The following is a 17,041-nucleotide window of genomic DNA, read 5'->3' as shown; positions in this document are numbered from 1 at the left end:
TCGAGACGCATGCCAACCTTCCTACTCTTAGATATGTTTATCTTATGGTTAGAAGATGGATACGGTAACGCAGATTTTCAAGGGATAAGGATGAAGAATAGAGCTGATATGAAAATATAAATGAACTGGATGAGTGGTTATGCTAGTCAGAGATTACTCTAACCAAATAAATGTTGCCTGACGCCCAGTAATACCATCACGACGATAAGAATAGAAAGCATCTGAATCTGCGTATGTACATAGATTCGAATCTGTCACCGAAGTCACGCCAACTTTCATTAATCGTTGAGTCGCAAGTTGAGACATGTTTGCTAACCACTTGCCGGGTTCAGATTTAGCTTTAAATGCTAATTTCGCTTGAGGGTCAAAACGAACAAAAGCGTCCAACACATCGTTGCCCACCTCAAACGCATCTTTACCAATAGCAGGGCCAAGCCAAGCAATGATCTGATTATCTGAATCTAGGTTTGAAAACTTTGCTACGGCATTTTCAAGAATGCCACCAGCAAGACCACGCCAACCGGCATGAACGGCAGCAACTTGAGTGCCTTTGGTATCGGTAAGGATGACCGGTAAGCAATCGGCTGTCATCGCAGAACACACAATCCCCTTTGCAGTGGTAAATGCACCATCCGCATCAAGCACATTCGCCACAGGTTCTAAAACCGTAATGACATCCGTTGAGTGAGTTTGATTTAGCCATACTGGAGCCGTGGGCATCTTAGATTGTTGCTTTAGCCATGTTCGATTACTTTCAACAAGTAAAGCATCATCCCCAACATGCATACCAAGGTTTAACCCTTGATAAGCACCTGTAGAACAACCATCAAAACGAGTCGAAGCAAATGCTTTCACGTTTTTTGGTGCATTCCAGTCAGGGATGATCATTGACACGATTAAATGTCGTCTTCTATGTTTTCGCGAGCATCAACACGCAACGCTTCAGCCATCACAACCATGTCATTTGGCACAGGTGCGTGGAACTCTACTTCTTCACCAGTAATCGGGTGAACAAACTTCAGCATAACCGCGTGTAGCGCTTGGCGATCAAAAGAACGAATCATTGTCGTTAGCTCTTCAGATGCACCTTTTGGAATACGTGCACGACCACCGTACGCAATATCACCTAACAACGGGTGCTGAAGGTATGACATGTGAACACGGATTTGGTGAGTACGACCCGTTTCTAGGCGCAGACGAATACGAGTATGTTCGCGGAAGTGCTCAGCAACACGGTAGTGAGTTACCGCAGGCTTACCCAGTTCATTAACGTCCATTAACGTACGCTTAGTTGCATGACGGCTAATGCCTTTCTCAACCACACCACCAGCGGTCATTTTACCAATAGCAATTGCTTCATATTCACGAGTAATACGACGTTTAGCAAGAGCTCGTACAAGGCGAGTTTGAGCTGGAACCGTTTTAGCCACAACCATAAGACCAGTTGTGTCTTTATCAAGACGGTGCACAATACCCGCACGAGGTACTTCAGCAATCTGAGGGTAATGGAAAAGCAATGCGTTTAGTATGGTTCCATCCGGCGTACCTGCACCTGGGTGTACAACCAGATCGCGAGGTTTATTGATAACCAATAAATCATCATCTTCATAGACAATGTCTAACGGAATATCTTGTGCTTCCCAGCGCTCTTCATCCGCAAGCTCTGCTTGTAAGATGATCGCTTCACCGCCCAAAACTATGGTGCGCGGTTTAGTGATAACTTCGCCATCCACTTGGATTTTGCCGTCAAGAAGCCACTCTTTAATACGAGAGCGAGAAAAATCGGTAAATAGTTCAGCGACAGCTTGGTCTAAACGTTGACCTAACTGGCTGCTTTTTACTGTGTCTGTTAATGTTATCTGCTGAGCCATATCGAACTTTTTTAAAAACCGTGAGACTAATACCCATTAGTATGGATAAAATAGAATAATTGCATCATTGTATCTGTTACTGGTTAGAAAGTAACGGAAGCTTACGAAATATTTAATTCAAGGAATCGACGCCTGACATGAAACACCTTACTTTAACGGGTCTATTAGCCGTATCACTCTTAGTTGGTTGTTCAAGTAGTGAAGAAATAGTACCGGATGTACCGCCATCGGTTCTTTACTCTGACGCCCAAGAATCACTGCAGAGTGGTAGCTGGCTTTCTGCAATCGAAAAGCTAGAAGCCTTAGACTCACGTTACCCATTCGGCGCCTATTCTGAACAAGTACAACTGGATCTGATTTACGCTTACTACAAAAATGATGACTTGGCGCTTGGCCTTGCGACTATTTCGCGATTCCTACGTTTAAACCCAACTCATGAGAAACAAGATTGGGTTCTTTACATGCGCGGTTTAACGCATATGGCACAAGACCGAAACTTCATGCATGATATTTTTAATATCGATCGTAGCGACCGAGATCCAGAGCCAGTGAAACTTGCATTTGCTGATTTCAAACGACTGTTAGAACGTTTCCCTGCAAGCCCATACGCTGAAGATGCACAAAAACGCATGTTCGCACTGAAAAACCGCCTAGCGGAGTATGACTTAGCAACCGCTGATTTCTACCTGCGTCGTGAAGCTTGGATTGCAGCTATAAACAGAACACAAGAGTTACAGAAGACTTACCCTGACACCATTGCTGCACGTAAGTCTTTAGACATTCAATTAGAAGCTTATGAACAACTAGGCTTAGAAGACGCAGTGTTACGAACAGAAAAGTTAATCGAGCTCAATCCACTGCCTTAGTCAGCGAATCACACTCGTCGTTAACTAAAACAATCACTTCAAAATCGCGCTAATTTGTTAGCGCGATTTTTTTTGAACTTCGTCTGGTAAACTTGATGAATGGCAACATAAGCAGTATCTTCAATAGATAACTTTTAACAAAACATCAACATGGAGTGTGGATGTGAGCAGGATGTTATTATTTATCTGGATCGGGTTATTTAGCCAACTTTCCAACGCATTAGAACTGTCCCCATTGAGCAATCAACCTTACATGGGAGACTTAGATGTACTCAAAACAAAAGGAACAGTGAGAGTATTGGTTTCGGCTGATCTGGGCTTTTACTACATAGAAGATGGCAAGCCAAAAGGTATTGTGGCAGAAATGCTCTACCACTTTGAGAAAAGTCTTCGTAAGAAGCACCCCTATCTCAACGTTCAAATCATCCCCGTGCAACGAGATGATCTACTCCCCTCGTTAGAATCTGGTTACGGTGATGTCGCTGTCGCCAACCTAACGATCACCGACAAGCGGTTAAGTGTCATCGATTTTTCCGATCCAATGATCAAAGATGGGAAAGAACTGATTATCACCGGAAAAAATTCTGCCCCTATCACCGAAATCAAGCAATTGAGTGGTCAAGAGGTCTGGATCCGAGCTAGCTCAAGTTACTTCGAGAGTGTTCAAAGAGTCAACAAAGAGCTTAACGCACTAGGTTTACCACCACTGCATGTCCACTTTATCGAAGAATCATTGCAAGACTACGAGCTGATAGAACTAGTTAATCAGGGTTATATACAAGGTACAGTTCTAGATAGCCACAAAGCTAAGCTCTGGCTCGATGCTATGGAAAACATTCAGGTACACACTGAGTTGCCGCTGCGTGAAAATGGTCAAATTGCTTGGGCACTGAGAAAAGACAGCCCTCAGCTAAAGAAAGAGATCAACAAATACGTAAAGACCGCACGAACAGGAACTCTACTTGGGAACGTTATCTATAATAAATACATCGACAACACTCGTTGGTTAGGGCGAGCACTCAACCCAAATAAAGTAGACCGAGTGGCAAAACTGGCAGATGTCTTTGAAAAATATTCGAATGAATACGAATTCGACCCTTTGATGATGTCAGCTCAAGGTTTCCAAGAGTCTGGACTTGATCAAAGCAGGGTTTCTCACCGAGGCGCCATCGGTGTAATGCAGGTGTTGCCAAGTACCGCCAAAGACAAAAACGTCAATATAAAAAACATACATAAGGTGGATAACAACATCCATGCTGGTGTGAAATATATGCGCTTTATCAAAGACCGATATTTTGACGATCCAGCGATATCGCCTGACAATCAAATCTACTTCACTTTAGCTTCTTACAATGCCGGCCCCGCTAAGATAAGAAAGATGCGGAACATTGCTAAAAAAAAGGGTTATAACCCAAATATCTGGTTTAAAAACGTGGAAATCATCACTCGTAAGTACGTGAGTAAAGAACCCGTAACCTATGTCGCCAACATCAATCGTTACTTCGTCATTTACAAACAATTGCAAGCAATCAATGCCATCCGAGAGGACGGTACAGCGAGATTACTGAACACTAACGATTAACTTCGCCCTTAACATCAGAGCTTGAGGAACAAAGGTGTTAGATAAGGTTAAAAACATAAAAGCCGCATAAGAAAACTTATGCGGCTTTTGTTTATCTAATTCTGAAGAAGCTTACGCAGAGAGCTACATCATGATACCTATATCACAAAACACTATTGAGTAAATTTCAATCAAGCACTTTCTATAGGCTGTAGTCCGCCCCTAAAAACTGGTTTAATTTTTAGCGAAGCCTTGCCTCCAACTTATCGTTTTTCATAGGGATAACAAGTATTTTTCGACAAAAAGATATCAAGACTTGCGTGAGATCACATTTGATTTTAATGCTTATCCCACCCAACCAAAACAAGATCTAAATCACATTCTTTATTCCTAAAAGTCGTAATCTGAAGTTAACCCATGAGGGATACAACAGAGGAAAACTTCTATGAAAATGAACATCACTGGTAAAAATATCGACATTACCTCTGCAATCCGTGATCACATAGAAAGCAAATTTAAGAAGCTGGATAAATGGCAAGTAGACATCATTGGCTGCCAAGCGAGCTTTAGCGAAGAACCAAATAAAAAGAAAAAATTTGAAGCCGTTCTAACGGTACCAAAAGGCCAACTTGTTGCTTCATCAATTCATGACGACCTCTACGTAGCTATTAACGAAGTAGAACAAAAACTAGAGCGTCAACTCAACAAGCTGCGCCATAAACCAGAAGCGCGCCGCGCTGAAAAGCCTGAAATCGAAGAGCTAGAAGCTGAAGTAGAATAAGGAAATATGACAGATTAAAAAATAGCGCCTCAGGGCGCTATTTTTTTGCTTGACGCTCGTAGCTCGCTTGCTTATTGTGTTTAAACATTCATAAAACAATCACTTTTTATGCACTCTCACTCTTTGTTTATTTTTGACTTCTTTTTTCTTCCGTAAATCGGAGGCTAAGTCGTTTTAGAAAAACAAGTCAAAAACGAACAAGAAGCCTCCCACACTAGGGGGGCTTTTTTATAAGGACACATTTATGACTGACCGAACAATTTCACTAGATGATATCCGCCTTCGTCTCAATGATTTAGACGACGAACTCCTAAAATTACTTTCAGAGCGTCGTAAGCTGAGTATCGAAGTCGCTAAAAGCAAGGTAGAAACGTCAAAACCCGTTCGTGATGCAGTACGAGAGCAACAACTACTAGTCAAATTGATCAACAACGGTAAAGATAAATACGAGCTTGATGCGCAGTACATTACTAAGTTGTTTCATACCATCATTGAAGATTCGGTTCTGCTGCAACAGTCATACCTGCAAAACCTTGCGAATCCACAAAGCCGTAAACCACTAGCTCGCGTTGCATTCTTAGGTTCTAAGGGATCGTATTCTCACCTTGCGAGCCGTGAATACTTCAGCCGCAAGAATATGGAATTGATTGAGCTGAACTGTAATCACTTCAAAGAAGTCGCATCGACTGTAGAATCGGGCCATGCCGACTACGGTGTACTGCCGATTGAAAATACCAGTTCAGGGTCAATTAACGAAGTCTACGATCTGCTACAACACACAACGCTTTACATCGTTGGTGAACTTTCTCAACCGATTGAACACTGCCTTGTCGCGAAAAATGATATTCGTTTAGAAGACATTAAAACGCTCTATTCGCACCCACAACCTCATCAACAATGCAGTGAGTTTTTAAGCCGCCTTAAAGATGTCAGCCTTGAATCTTGTGCAAGCACAGCTGATGCTATGAAAAAGGTAAAAGATCTAGACGGTGATGATGTGGCAGCGATTGGTAATGCATCGAGCGGCAAGCTTTATGGACTTCAACCAATCCAAGGCAACATTGCAAATCAAACTGAGAACCACACTCGTTTCATCGTGGTCGCTCGTAAGCCTGTTGAAGTATCGACTCAGATCCCAGCTAAGACGACACTCATCATGTCGACTTCTCAAGAAGCCGGTTCTTTGGTTGAAACACTGCTGATTCTGCAACGCTTAGGTATTAACATGACCAAGCTGGAATCTCGTCCTATCATGGGTAACCCTTGGGAAGAGATGTTCTATGTGGATTTAGAAGCACACTTAGATTCAGATAATATGCAGCAAGCGATAACGGAACTAACAGCCATAACTCGTCACCTAAAAGTGTTAGGTTGTTACCCAAGTGAGAACATTAAGGCTACTCAAGTTAAGTTGTCTTAACTTTTTATTATCTGTTCCCCCATTTTAACTGCTATAAGCTTTTCACTAATACAAGCATTTGGCCTACTGCAGGCCAAATGCTAAAAGAAAGTAACTAATGGAATAAAACTCGAACTAAGGAATACGCAAAGTCTGTATACTTAAAAAGGAATTGGTTGTGTTACTGATTCTCACTCCTATCCACTTCAATCACCCCCACCGTACTTAAACACTCATTACTGATAATTTAATCATTAAATACAAAAACTTAAAACCCAAACAAAACTCTTCAAACACAATATAATCGATGGCAAGAACTCTCGAAATAACATAAACTTGCGCGCTAAAATTTATAAACCATGTTGTGAATAACCATGAAGCTAAGTACTAAAATATTACTTGTGATTGCCCCCGTAATACTGTTCAGTACAGCGGCTTCTAGCTATATCATCTATTCCACGCAAAAAAACAGCTTTATCAAACGTGAAGACAATGCACTGCAATTAAGTATGGAAAAATTAGCAGGCTATTTTCAACAGTCTCGTTCTTTCCTCAACAATTACTCCTACACCCTCACCAATAGTGACCTGGTTAAGCGTTATTTTATGGTTGATGAAAATGTCGACCACCAACGTGAACTGACTGATAACCTAAACGAAACGATTAAGTTACTGCAAGATGGTAACGACAGTTTTACAAGGGTCGCGTTGCTTGATAGCGATCGAGCTCTTAAATATTACGCTGACAATACCAATGATCCTTTCGCAAAAATGGATCCCAAGATATTAGAGTTCATTGAGCATCAATATCAAAAAACGTTAGCAACTTCGAGTACGGACTACATACAGAATTCCCAAGGTGAAGGGGTATTAGTTCATTATGATGTTATTGATAAAAAAACAGTTTCGACACCAATAAACGATCCACCCAACAATGTGTTTTTTGTGGTTGTATCTGTCTCTCTTGATAAGTTTAATTCACTACGAAAACAGATAGAGTTCGACTATCAAACTAGTTTGTTTTTTACCCCTACGTTAGTGACACAGGGGCGTGAGTTAACACAATCTATAAAGCTAGCACCTGGCCTCTACGCCACGCTCGATCCTGCACCATTCTTATTAGACAACAAACTCAAATCTATCTGGAATGAACTGAGCCTATCCTTTGCCCTATCTGCATTTGTCAGTGTTACCTTACTGCTGATCCTGCTATCTCGCTGGGTGATAAACCCGATCACCCGTTTAGATAGGCAGCTTCAAGAGGTTGAGAAAAAACAGAGAAAAAACATTGAGCGCCTAGGAACAAATGATGAGTTGGGGCGCTTATCCCAACGCTTTTATGATATGTACCAAGAGTTGGATGACACGTACCAACAGACTAAGTTGTTGGCAGAAAATGATCAGTTGACCCAAATAGCCAATAGGCACCAGTTTCAAACCTTCGTGCAGCAGTCGTTGTCAAAACCTAGTTCGAACACCGAAACCTGGGTTCTCTACTTTGATTTAGATAACTTCAAATTTGTGAACGACAAATACGGGCATCAGATCGGCGACTCGATTCTCGTCAGTTTTGCTCAGCGTATCTCCAATATTTGTAACCACTACAAAACAGAATTAAATGCCCACTGTCTGCCAGCCCGACTTTCTGGGGACGAGTTCGTTGTATACATTAATGCTCCAAATCACCAAGAAAATATCGCACATCGATTTTCGAATGATTTACTCACCCCACTACAAAAGGGGTTTGTCACCGAGTCAGGTAATTTCCCGATTACGGTCAGTATTGGTATTGCGACCCACCCTAATGATGGCGATACAATCGAGAAGCTTCTTTCGAATGCTGATACCGCGATGTATCAAGCCAAACGTGCAGGTAAAAACCAATTCGCAGATTACTCGTTAGACTTAGATAAAACCATTCAGCGTCAAGCCAGTATTGAGAGCGCCCTCAGAGAAAATAATTTTGATGAAGAGTTTAAGCTCGTTTACATGCCTTATATGGACTCAACAGGAAGTTATATTATTGGTGTAGAAGTGCTATTACGTTGGCACTCAAAACACCTTGGTTTAGTGCCACCCGATGAATTCATTCCTATCGCCGAACAAACCGGATTATTTGAAATAATTGATCGCTGGGTTATCCAGAATGCATTTGCTTCATTCCATCAACTTCAAGCTCAATTCGATCACTCTATTCAGCTATCGATTAACTTATCTTCAGCCGGGATTAAAACCACTCACCTTGCTGATTTCATCAAAGAGCATGCGAAAATCAATCAGATTCCGCCCAATTTGATCGATTTTGAAATCACAGAAACCTTTTACTCAAACTCTCAGGGGTTCCCATTACTTAACCAGTTATCATACATGGGCTATAGATTAGCAATCGACGACTTTGGTTCTGGTTACACCTCGATCACTCAACTGGTTCAATATCCAACTCAGAAGATTAAATTGGATAAAACCTTTTTGGACACCTTGATTGAGACAGATAACCAGAACATAGTGAAACCCATTATCGGGCTATGCCATGCTCAAGGGAAAAAGGTCACAGCCGAAGGAATTGAAACTCAATGCATGCATCAGTGGTTACAAGATGCGCAGTGCGATATGCTACAAGGCTATTATTTTGGTAAGCCAATGCCATTAGAAGAGCTGACGGAATGGTACCGACAGCATCAACTCAATTTTATCGATAATAAAAAGAATCAACCACATGAAATCTGTAATCATCGCATCGCTGAATCCAGCTAAAATTAGCGCCGTTAAAAGTGCATTCTTATCGGCTTTTCCTGATACTGAATTTGATTTCAAAGGCATCAGTGTCCCTAGTGGCGTCGCCGATCAACCCATGAGCAACGACGAAACCTATCAAGGTGCGGTAAATCGTGTTTACAACACGATCCAAGCTCAGCCTAATGCAGATTTTTATGTGGGATTAGAAGCTGGAATAGAAAAAAACGTTACCTTTGCATGGATGGTGATCGAAGCAAATGGCCTACGTGGAGAATCGCGTTCAGCAAGTTTGATGTTGCCACCTGCAGTACTTGAAAAGTTAGAACATGCGAACGAGCTAGGGGATGTGATGGATGAAGTGTTTGGCACCGATAATATCAAACAAAAAGGCGGTGCGATTGGCCTACTAACGCATAACCAACTAACACGCAGCTCTGTCTATCATCAGGCTTTAATTTTAGCGCTGATCCCATTTGTGAATCCAGAGCACTTTCCTATCTAGATCTTCGCTAAACTTCGAAAGCCTCAGAGAACAATCACCAGAATTAAAAAACGCTAACATTCAGTTAGCGTTTTTATCGAATTAATAGACACACTACTCAGAGGTTGCTTGACTCAGTTATTGTTTGAGCAAAAGGTCGGCGATCACGGCTTTCTCTTGTTCAGATTTGGCCTTTAGCTCATTTGAGCCTCTGGTTATCGTCGCGACGCCTACTCCCAGCATTTGGCTAACCTGTCGTTGAGACATCTCACCTTTCATCAACTCACAAAAGATGTTAATTCGAGCAACTAAAGCATCTCGCTCGTCTGGTGTCATCATCATGGTCAACAATAGTTCATGCTGATCTTTTTCGACAGCCGTCTTTACCAAGTCCATCAGTTGTTGCCAATTCTCATATTCAGGTTGTGATGCCATATCTCTACACTTACTTTTAAATTCTGACTTTAAAGAGTCGCTTAACGATTGAAAGCGTCGAACACTTTATACCGAAACACTTGATGTGATCCAATGTAAAAAGGCAGTAAGTGGAAATGGTTCGCACTCACTGCCTTTAATATTACTCAGCTTGGAGAAAAATACAGAAAGCTTAGTATTTCGTTTTTGCCTCGTGAGGTGCTAAAAACGTCCCTTTCTCACCCAGGATATCTCGATAGTAAGTCTCAAACATCAAGATATTCTGAACGTAACCACGAGTCTCTTTGAATGGGATCATCTCGATAAAAGCAAATGCATCGAGCTTTTCATCGCTGCGAGATCGCCACTGTTTCACACGACTAGGGCCAGCATTATACGCGGCAAATGCGAAGATGCGGTTATCATCATATTGAGCGAGTAGGCCATCTAAATAATGACTACCTATCTCAATATTCTTACCTACATCATAAAGATCATCGCTGCCCTGGTACTTAATCTTATGTTTGTTAGCCGTGTATTGCGCCGTCTTTGGCATAATTTGCATGATGCCACGCGCGCCAACTGGAGAGCGAGCCTCTGAATCCATCGCACTCTCTTGTCTTGCTAAAGACATCAAAGTAATTGGATCGAGATCGTGCTTCTCGGCATAGAAATTAAACCACCACTTATGAGCGACAGGGAAACGTAACGCAATGTTATCCCACATCTTCGCAGAAATACTCGCCGTTACCGTAAAGTGATTCCATCGCTGTGTCGCAGCATGAGCAGCAAGCATCGCTTTTTGCTCTTTATCTGCATGACTTAATAACCAGCGCCACTCACTCTTTGCAGCCGCTATTTTATCTCGCTCAATCAGCTCACCTATGCGAACCAAAGAAGTGTCGAATGGTTTCACCATTTCTGCACTGTATTTAAGGGTCGACGTTGGATAGCTAACAGGCTTATTTAATTGCTTAGCGGCAGCCACACTATAGAAATTACGCTGACCCAAAATGTCTGACAATCGCTTATTACCTTCAGCAGTATCGCCTAGCGCAATCTCAGCTCTACCCTGCCAATACTGCCAGCGAAGCGAAGCTTGATGTTTACCATCTAAGCGCGCAATCCACTCTTTCAAACCCGTCCAATCGGCATGTTGAATAGCTAAGCGAGCACGTCTTTCCAGCAAAACTTGCTTTGATGAACTCGCGAGCATTTTGTCTCGCCACGCCATCAACTCTTCAGAGTCGGTATTGATCAAGCGGAACGCTAGGTAATCCGCGAGCTCTTGGGATTTTTCTTTCGAAAATTTTTGAGCTTTCACAACATCATCAAAAACCTCTTGAGCGCTGCTTGCGGATTTCCTTACTAGCTTCTCGAAACCAAATTCGGTTTGTGCTTGGTAGAATTCATTCGCTGGGTGCTTCTTAGCAAACGCGAGTACATCTTCAGGCTTGTTGTACAACGCCTTCATCTGCTTCGCTTGAGTAATTGACTCATCATGATCTAATTGCTTAACCAAGTAGCTCATTAACTTACCGTTTCGACTCTCGAACGCTAAAAGCATTCTGTCCAGAATCAGCTGATCCGTTCTTAAGCCCGCTTCATCCCAACTTTCGAAAAGTGAATCACAGTTATCATCAACACCACGGCCACTTAACCAAAGTTGTTTCGCACCTTTAAAGGCGAGATCTTGATTACCTTGTTCATAATTAGCGCGGTAATAGATACATTGATATTTTTCACCAACAGGCTCTTGGGTTTGAAACTCAAGGATCGTCTTCCACTGTTTTTGAGCCGCCAATAAATCTAAATAAGGCGCTCGTATACGATTGGAAAACGGCAGTGCTGTGTTCTCTTCAATAAAAGCATCCACCTCGCTTGGCGTTCGATCACCTAAGCCCAGTAAAAAGGCGCGATAGTCAGTGTAAGGTGTTAACGGGTATGTTTGAATTTTGTTACGAAGTGCTGAATAAGCTTTTAGATCACGGTTGTCTAAAACCTCTTGCGCTCTGTCATAAACATCACGCTGCATTTCAAGCTCGGAAGCATTGCTGGCCATAGCCATTGGAGCCTGTGAAAATGAAAACAAAATTGCCGATGCAGCGACAGCAATTTTCGTATTACCAATGCGGAAAAACATTCGCTCTTTCCTTAGTGCGTGTATGAATACGTGAAGTCTATTTACGCCCGACATCACATCAAATGTAAAGAGTTTGAGTGTAAATATTGTTAATATTTAACACATCGCCTCGAAAGCTTATTAAATATAGTTTTAATGACCAATGTGACAATAATAGGTGAGGATTAGTTCAAGAATGGCTTTTCTGTCCTAGGAGTAACATCTTTGAGGATATTGGTATAAAATAGCAAACAATTTTGAACAATAATTAGGATCGATCGGCAATGGCTGAATACGTATATACCATGTCTCGGGTGAGCAAAACTGTTCCACCTAAGCGTCAAATTCTTAAAGACATTTCTCTTAGCTTTTTTCCTGGCGCTAAAATCGGTGTTTTGGGTCTAAATGGTTCAGGTAAATCTACCCTACTACGTATCATGGCTGGTATTGATACTGATATTGATGGTGAAGCACGTGCACAACAAGGTCTAAAAGTAGGTTACCTACCTCAAGAACCTGTACTAGACGAATCAAAAACCGTTCGTGAAATCGTAGAAGAAGCGGTTTCAGATGTTGCTGACGCACTTAAGCGCATCGACGCAGTATATGCCGCTTACGCAGAACCTGATGCAGATTTCGATGCATTGGCGAAAGAGCAAGGTGAGCTTGAAGCTCTGATTCAGGCGAAAGACGGTCACAACCTAGAGACAGCTCTAGAGCGTGCAGCTGACGCACTTCGCCTTCCTGAGTGGGATGCGAAAATCGAATTCCTATCAGGTGGTGAACGTCGTCGTGTTGCTATCTGTCGTCTACTTCTTGAGAAGCCAGACATGCTGCTTCTTGATGAACCAACCAACCACTTGGATGCAGAATCAGTTGCTTGGCTTGAGCATTTCCTTGTTGATTACAGCGGTACTGTTGTGGCAATTACCCACGACCGTTACTTCCTAGACAACGCTGCAGGTTGGATTCTAGAACTTGACCGTGGTGAAGGTATCCCATGGGAAGGCAACTACACATCTTGGCTAGAACAGAAAGATGAGCGTTTGAAGCAAGAAAAAGCTGGCGAAAGCGCACGTCAAAAAACGATTGAGAAAGAACTTGAATGGGTTCGTCAAAACCCTAAAGGTCGTCAAGCTAAGTCTAAAGCTCGTATGGCTCGTTTTGAAGAAATGACGACTGGCCAATACCAGAAGCGTAACGAAACCAACGAATTGTTCATCCCACCAGGTGAGCGTTTAGGTGACAAGGTACTTGAAGTTAAGAACCTAACGAAGTCATTTGGTGATCGCGTTCTTATCGATGACCTATCATTCAGCATGCCTAAAGGCGCTATCGTTGGTATCGTTGGTGCCAATGGTGCGGGTAAATCAACACTATTCAAGATGCTAAGTGGCGCAGAACAGCCAGATTCAGGCACAGTTGAACTTGGCGAAACGGTTAAGCTTGCTTCTGTTGATCAGTTCCGTGACAGCATGGACGACACAAAAACAGTATTCCAAGAGATCTCTGAAGGCGCTGATATCATTAAGATCAACAACTTCGAAATCCCTGCTCGTGCATACTGCTCTCGTTTCAACTTCAAAGGCAACGACCAACAGAAGATCATCGGTCAGCTTTCAGGTGGTGAACGCAACCGTGTTCACCTAGCGAAACTGCTAAAAGCGGGCGGTAACGTACTGCTACTCGATGAACCAACCAATGACCTTGATGTTGAGACACTACGAGCTCTTGAAGAAGCACTACTTGAGTTCCCTGGCTGTGCAATGGTTATCTCGCATGACCGTTGGTTCCTTGACCGTATTGCGACCCATATCTTAGACTACCGTGATGAAGGTCAAGTTAACTTCTACGAAGGTAACTATACTGAATATACAGAGTGGCTGAAAAAGACTCTAGGTGCACAAGCGGCAGAACCTCACCGCATCAAATACAAACGTATTGCAAAGTAAATAAGCTTGTATTTTGAACAAAGGCCGCGATAATAGCGGCCTTTGATATATCTGGCTTACTATTTACCTATTGATATAGAGAGATTACCTATGCTTGAAAGACGTAAATTTTCACGAGTTATTTATCAAGTTCCGACTGAGATTTCACAAGGACAAGTAAATGTATCAGGCTCAGTGCAAGACCTATCTCTTCATGGTTTACTCATTCAATGTGATAAATTACAGCAACTCAGAACTGACACTCCTGTTCAAGTCAGCTTTAAGCTCGAAAACAGTGATATCAATATTCAGTTAGAAGCAACGATAGTCTCGACCATCAATACCTCAATGCGTTTACGTATAGAGCATTTAGATATTGATAGTATCAGCTACCTTAAGCGCCTTGTGGAACTTAACGTTGGCGACGATGAACTGCTTTATAGAGAGATTGAACACCTTACCGATTTAGGTAATGAGTGACGTCTCCATTCCCCTTTTTCTATTAGAAGCATTTAGTTAATACAGAACCATGTCTAAAAAAGTTTCCATTACAATCCCCTTAACCCAAGGGGATCAGACGTTTTATTTCGGTCGAAAAGCCGTACTACTATGTACTACCGCAATTTTTTCAGTGCCTCTATTGATTGGCGGAGCTGCATACATGCACTTTGAGGGCAAGCAAGAACTCGCCCTACAAGCCGATGATGCACAACAATTGATTGAAACACTGATTGTTGAAAAAGAACAAACCGACTTTCTTTACGCTGAGCAGGTAGAAACCAATCACTCACTGTCTCAAGCATTAACCGAGAAAGAAGGCACTATTCAGTTACTTGGCAAGCGTGTATTTGATGTGGAATCAGTGCTTGGCCTGACCGATGAAGAGCCGCTTACTGATGACGTCTCTTTAGAAGACCGAATTGATGCAGCTGCAGTAGATTCAGCAGTCAGAGCCACAATGTTTCGTTTGATTCCAAATGACAGCCCTATGGCTTATCAACGCATATCATCCTCTTATGGGCGTCGCTCGAACCCTATAACAGGTAAACGCCACGTTCATACTGGTATCGACCTAACATGTAAGCGTGGTGAAGATATAGTAGCGCCAGCTGATGGCGTAATTGAAACCGTGCGCCCAAGTAAGAAAGGCTTCGGTAACTTTATAACTATGCGTCACTCATTCGGTTTCATGAGCTCTTATGCGCACCTACAGAAGTTCAAAGTACGTAGCGGTCAATTTGTGAGTAAAGGCGATGTGATTGCGAGCTGTGGTAACTCAGGTAACTCAACCGGGCCACACTTGCACTATGAGGTACGCTTTCTTGGTCGTTCATTGAACCCTCAATACTTGATGGATTGGACACCTGAGAACTTCAACTACGTGTTCGAGAAAGAGAAAAAGGTTAAGTGGGGTCCATTGGTTCAACTGATTGATAATGTGGTTCGCTTGCAGATCAACCTGACTAACGTGCCTTACATTAGCTCGACCATAGACACCGTATCGAGTGAAGATAGTAAGAAACCTATCACGACTAACTAGTTATTGGTTATTGGTTATTGGTTATTGAGGGATATTGATTTGGCCTATGATGATCTAATTGCTTTTAGCCTACAGTAGACCAAATGCTTTCATAGCATTCAGTACAAACAAAAAGAGCGACCTGATGGTCGCTCTTTTTTATGATTTCAAATCGTAATTAGCCTCGATGAATCGAGTCATGTGCTTGTTTTAGAAGACTTTGGCTCTCTTGCAAGAACTGCTGCGAGTAGTCGCCAAACCAATCACTGACTTGATTAAAGCTATCAACGAATTTAGCTTTATCTTTCCCATCCAAGATTTCCAATGCTTCACCGAAACGACTATGGAAACGTCGAATCATCTCAATGTTCTCATCTGAAGAAAGAATGATATCACCGTACAAGTTCGGGTCTTGAGCAAACAGACGACCAACCATCGCAATCTCAAGTCGGTAGATTGGCGAGCTTAACTTCAGAAGCTGATCAATGTTCGGGTTCTCTTTACTTAGGTGTAAGCCGTAAGCAAAAGAAGTGAAGTGACGGAGAGCTTGAATCAGAGTCATGCCGTGATCGTGTTCCGCAGCATCCATCTGGCAAAGGCTCGCGCCCCAAATACCAAATTGATTCAGCAACCATTGATAGCTTTCAGAACTACGCCCATCACTGTAAACAATCACTTGTTTCGCAAGGCTTGGAACATCAGGACCAAACATTGGGTGTAATCCAACCACAGGGCCTTGGTGCATGTCTAACATAGCTTGTAGAGGCTTTGATTTTATCGACGTCAAATCACAAAGAATACAATCGCTTGGTAGGTTACCCAACTTCGCAATCACACCTTCTGTCAGGTGAATTGGAACCGTTACAACCACAAGGCCAGCATTATCTAAGATCTCATCGGCTTTGTCCCAATCTTGGCTGCCAAGGATTTTCACTTCGTAACCAGAAAGCTTGAACATACGTCCAAACAGACCACCAAGCTGACCATTACCACCAACGATAACCACTGAACGTAACTCTGGGTTAAGGCACTTAAAACCAGAATCTTTTTCACTGGCATAAGACTCACGCATCGTACGACGTAAAATATCTTCGATTAACTGCGGTGGTACTCCTATTTTCTCGGCTTCTTGACGACGAGATGCCAACATTGCGGCTTCACGTTCCGGTACATAAATAGGTAAACCATGTTCACTTTTTACTTCACCGACTTTCTCCACTAGAGCCAGTCGTTGAGCCAGTAAATCCAACATTTGTTTATCGACAGCATCGATTTGGTCGCGTAATTCGTTCAGTTCAACGGCCATTTTATTCCTTACTCATCTATAAGCCCGTGCCAATCTAAAAGCCCGCACTGATGCA

Annotated in this window: 14 protein-coding genes and 1 other annotated feature; of the genes, 9 read left to right on the top strand and 5 right to left on the bottom strand. The window is 42.4% G+C overall.

The window, feature by feature from the left end; all coding sequences use genetic code 11:
• Window positions 1–153: 153 nt before the first annotated feature.
• The gene (pgeF, locus tag MED222_RS03980) at window positions 154–888 is read right to left on the bottom strand and encodes a peptidoglycan editing factor PgeF (protein ID WP_009848468.1); all 735 of its coding nucleotides are present in this window, start codon (window positions 886–888) and stop codon (window positions 154–156) included.
• Window positions 889–896: 8 nt separating this feature from the next.
• Complete coding sequence (rluD, locus tag MED222_RS03985; protein WP_009848467.1) at window positions 897–1,871, bottom strand: 23S rRNA pseudouridine(1911/1915/1917) synthase RluD; 975 nt, start codon at window positions 1,869–1,871, stop codon at window positions 897–899.
• 137 nt (window positions 1,872–2,008) lie between these two features.
• Here rluD and MED222_RS03990 point away from each other — a divergent pair, with 137 nt between their 5' ends.
• The 6 genes from MED222_RS03990 to yjjX all read left to right on the top strand — a co-directional run bounded on the left by MED222_RS03990 (window position 2,009) and on the right by yjjX (window position 9,715).
• A complete protein-coding gene (locus tag MED222_RS03990; protein ID WP_009848466.1) occupies window positions 2,009–2,737 on the top strand; it encodes an outer membrane protein assembly factor BamD in 729 nt (242 codons plus the stop codon).
• 157 nt (window positions 2,738–2,894) lie between these two features.
• Complete coding sequence (locus MED222_RS03995) at window positions 2,895–4,319, top strand: lytic transglycosylase F (RefSeq protein ID WP_332251997.1); 1,425 nt, start codon at window positions 2,895–2,897, stop codon at window positions 4,317–4,319.
• A 424-nt stretch (window positions 4,320–4,743) separates the two neighbouring features.
• Window positions 4,744–5,079: a ribosome hibernation-promoting factor, HPF/YfiA family gene (hpf, locus tag MED222_RS04000; protein ID WP_004735034.1), complete on the top strand. Its 336-nt coding sequence runs from the start codon at window positions 4,744–4,746 to the stop codon at window positions 5,077–5,079.
• Window positions 5,080–5,189: 110 nt separating this feature from the next.
• Window positions 5,190–5,311 (top strand) — a sequence feature (Phe leader region).
• Between the two features lie 12 nt (window positions 5,312–5,323).
• On the top strand, window positions 5,324–6,499 hold the full coding sequence (gene pheA, locus MED222_RS04005; protein ID WP_009848464.1) for a prephenate dehydratase: 1,176 nt from the start codon (window positions 5,324–5,326) through the stop codon (window positions 6,497–6,499).
• 353 nt (window positions 6,500–6,852) lie between these two features.
• Complete coding sequence (locus tag MED222_RS04010; protein ID WP_009848463.1) at window positions 6,853–9,231, top strand: putative bifunctional diguanylate cyclase/phosphodiesterase; 2,379 nt, start codon at window positions 6,853–6,855, stop codon at window positions 9,229–9,231.
• A complete protein-coding gene (gene yjjX / locus MED222_RS04015; RefSeq protein ID WP_009848462.1) occupies window positions 9,194–9,715 on the top strand; it encodes an inosine/xanthosine triphosphatase in 522 nt (173 codons plus the stop codon). The genes MED222_RS04010 and yjjX overlap by 38 nt, the downstream gene beginning before the upstream one ends.
• Before the next feature lie 117 nt (window positions 9,716–9,832).
• On the opposite strand, the gene trpR is transcribed toward yjjX, so the two are convergent.
• A complete protein-coding gene (gene trpR / locus MED222_RS04020) occupies window positions 9,833–10,129 on the bottom strand; it encodes a trp operon repressor (RefSeq protein WP_009848461.1) in 297 nt (98 codons plus the stop codon).
• A gap of 172 nt (window positions 10,130–10,301) precedes the next feature.
• Window positions 10,302–12,251: a transglycosylase SLT domain-containing protein gene (locus tag MED222_RS04025; RefSeq protein ID WP_009848460.1), complete on the bottom strand. Its 1,950-nt coding sequence runs from the start codon at window positions 12,249–12,251 to the stop codon at window positions 10,302–10,304.
• 263 nt (window positions 12,252–12,514) lie between these two features.
• Here MED222_RS04025 and ettA point away from each other — a divergent pair, with 263 nt between their 5' ends.
• The 3 genes from ettA to MED222_RS04040 all read left to right on the top strand — a co-directional run bounded on the left by ettA (window position 12,515) and on the right by MED222_RS04040 (window position 15,701).
• Window positions 12,515–14,182, top strand: a complete 1,668-nt coding sequence (ettA, locus tag MED222_RS04030; protein WP_009848459.1) for an energy-dependent translational throttle protein EttA — start codon at window positions 12,515–12,517, stop codon at window positions 14,180–14,182.
• Window positions 14,183–14,272: 90 nt separating this feature from the next.
• Window positions 14,273–14,641, top strand: a complete 369-nt coding sequence (locus MED222_RS04035) for a PilZ domain-containing protein (RefSeq protein ID WP_009848458.1) — start codon at window positions 14,273–14,275, stop codon at window positions 14,639–14,641.
• A gap of 49 nt (window positions 14,642–14,690) precedes the next feature.
• Window positions 14,691–15,701, top strand: a complete 1,011-nt coding sequence (locus MED222_RS04040) for a M23 family metallopeptidase (protein WP_017103007.1) — start codon at window positions 14,691–14,693, stop codon at window positions 15,699–15,701.
• 157 nt (window positions 15,702–15,858) lie between these two features.
• Here MED222_RS04040 and tyrA read toward each other — a convergent pair whose 3' ends face one another.
• Window positions 15,859–16,986 carry a bifunctional chorismate mutase/prephenate dehydrogenase gene (tyrA, locus tag MED222_RS04045; RefSeq protein WP_009848456.1) on the bottom strand — a complete coding sequence of 376 codons (1,128 nt, stop codon included), beginning with the start codon at window positions 16,984–16,986 and terminating at the stop codon, window positions 15,859–15,861.
• Between the last annotated feature and the right edge of the window lie 55 nt (window positions 16,987–17,041).

This window comes from Vibrio sp. MED222 (genome assembly GCF_000153005.1).
GTDB lineage: Bacteria > Pseudomonadota > Gammaproteobacteria > Enterobacterales > Vibrionaceae > Vibrio > Vibrio tasmaniensis_A.
This window is presented reverse-complemented; position numbering and strand designations above follow the sequence as displayed.

Excerpts from the sequence above, each read along its gene's own strand:
- trpR (WP_009848461.1), bottom strand. The coding sequence starts at position 10,129 with ATGGCATCACAACCTGAATATGAGAATTGGCAACAACTGATGGACTTG.
- MED222_RS04025 (WP_009848460.1), bottom strand. The coding sequence starts at position 12,251 with ATGTTTTTCCGCATTGGTAATACGAAAATTGCTGTCGCTGCATCGGCA.
- rluD (WP_009848467.1), bottom strand. The coding sequence starts at position 1,871 with ATGGCTCAGCAGATAACATTAACAGACACAGTAAAAAGCAGCCAGTTA.
- MED222_RS04010 (WP_009848463.1), top strand. The coding sequence starts at position 6,853 with ATGAAGCTAAGTACTAAAATATTACTTGTGATTGCCCCCGTAATACTG.
- ettA (WP_009848459.1), top strand. The coding sequence starts at position 12,515 with ATGGCTGAATACGTATATACCATGTCTCGGGTGAGCAAAACTGTTCCA.
- hpf (WP_004735034.1), top strand. The coding sequence starts at position 4,744 with ATGAAAATGAACATCACTGGTAAAAATATCGACATTACCTCTGCAATC.
- yjjX (WP_009848462.1), top strand. The coding sequence starts at position 9,194 with ATGAAATCTGTAATCATCGCATCGCTGAATCCAGCTAAAATTAGCGCC.
- MED222_RS03990 (WP_009848466.1), top strand. The coding sequence starts at position 2,009 with ATGAAACACCTTACTTTAACGGGTCTATTAGCCGTATCACTCTTAGTT.
- MED222_RS04040 (WP_017103007.1), top strand. The coding sequence starts at position 14,691 with ATGTCTAAAAAAGTTTCCATTACAATCCCCTTAACCCAAGGGGATCAG.
- tyrA (WP_009848456.1), bottom strand. The coding sequence starts at position 16,986 with ATGGCCGTTGAACTGAACGAATTACGCGACCAAATCGATGCTGTCGAT.
- pheA (WP_009848464.1), top strand. The coding sequence starts at position 5,324 with ATGACTGACCGAACAATTTCACTAGATGATATCCGCCTTCGTCTCAAT.
- MED222_RS04035 (WP_009848458.1), top strand. The coding sequence starts at position 14,273 with ATGCTTGAAAGACGTAAATTTTCACGAGTTATTTATCAAGTTCCGACT.
- pgeF (WP_009848468.1), bottom strand. The coding sequence starts at position 888 with ATGATCATCCCTGACTGGAATGCACCAAAAAACGTGAAAGCATTTGCT.